The organism is Sphingomonas sp. S-NIH.Pt15_0812 (genome assembly GCF_003951315.1).
Taxonomy (GTDB): domain Bacteria; phylum Pseudomonadota; class Alphaproteobacteria; order Sphingomonadales; family Sphingomonadaceae; genus Sphingomonas.
In genome coordinates this window covers 1-1,376 of sequence record NZ_QLJH01000092.1, presented here as the reverse complement: position 1 = coordinate 1,376, position 1,376 = coordinate 1, and the positions used below count along the sequence as shown (strand labels likewise).

The window sequence follows — 1,376 nt, the reverse complement described above, 5'->3', positions numbered from 1 at the left end:
TCAGCGCCCCGCCCCCGCCTCCGCCGCCCGCGACCGCCGTCCAGCCCGCCAAGGCCGCGCCCGACATGCAGGCGGTGCTCGACGCGCTCGCATCGCTCGGCGGCAAGCCGATCGAGACGCTGACCCCGGCCGAGGCACGGATGCAGCCCTCGGCCGCCGATAGCGCCAAGGCGGCGATGGCCAAGCAGGGCCTGCCCACGGAAGCGGACGCCTCGGTGACGACCCGGGACATGCCCTACGGCGCCGATCCCAAGCAGTTCGCCCGCATCTACAAGCCCGCGAACGCACCGGCCGGCGGCAAGCCGATGCCGGTCATCGTCTATTATCATGGCGGCGGCTGGGTGATCGCCGATGTCGCGACCTACGACGCGGCGCCGCGGGCGATGGCCAAGGCGCTGAACGCCATCGTCGTCTCGGTGGAATATCGCCATGCCCCCGAGTTCAAGTTCCCGGCCCAGCATGACGATGCGGCCGCCGCCTATCGCTGGACGCTGCAGAATGCAGCGGGCTGGGGCGGCGATCCGGCGCGGATCGCCACGGTCGGGGAGAGCGCCGGCGGCAACCTCGCGGTCGCGACCGCCATCTATGCCCGCGACAACGGCCTGACGCTGCCGCGCCACATCGTCTCGGTCTATCCGATCGCCAACAGCAGCATGACGCTGCCGTCGCGCCGGGACTCGGCCAATGCCAAGCCGCTCAACACCGCGATGCTGCCCTGGTTCGGTTACTACTACCAGACCAGCAAGGCGGACGCGCAGGACCCCCGGCTGAACCTGGTCGCGGCGAACCTGCGCGGCCTGCCGCCCACGACGATCATCAACGCGCAGATCGATCCGCTGCGCTCGGACGGCGAGACGCTGGCAACGGCGATGCGCGCGGCAGGCGACAAGGTCGAGCAGAAGACCTTTCCCGGCGTGACCCATGAGTTCTTCGGCATGGCCAAGGTCGTGAACGGCGCGAAGCAGGCGAACGACCTTGCGGTCGCGCGCTTGAAGACGGCGCTGGCGCGCTGACCGACCGGGAGGGCGGCCATCGCCCTCCCGCTTCGCTTCCAGACGAATAGGAGAGCTCCCGTGGCGTATCTTCGTTATCGCGACGACATCGAAACCCCCGAGCCCGATGAACAGCAGAGCATCGACGGCATCATCCAGGGCATGACCCAGGAAAGCCAGACGGTCGAGGAGCGCGACGGGCACGCGGTCCGGGCCAGCCACGCCAAGAGCACGGCCTGCGTCATCGGCCAACTGACCGTCGCGCCCGGATTGCCGCCCGAGCTCGCACAGGGCCTGTTCGCGGAACCTGGCACGTTCGATGTCGCCGTCCGCTTCGCGCAAGGACCCGGTGAGAAGCTCGGCGATCGCGTCTCGACCCATCGC

The 1,376-nt window shown here is 69.6% G+C and carries 1 protein-coding gene and 1 pseudogene; both read left to right on the top strand.

Annotated elements, in window-relative coordinates:
* A partial coding sequence (locus BRX43_RS20025) for an alpha/beta hydrolase (protein ID WP_164523706.1) occupies window positions 1-1,013 on the top strand: 1,013 nt, incomplete at its 5' end.
* Window positions 1,014-1,073: 60 nt separating this feature from the next.
* Window positions 1,074-1,376, top strand: a pseudogene (locus tag BRX43_RS20020) (catalase); the annotation flags it as partial.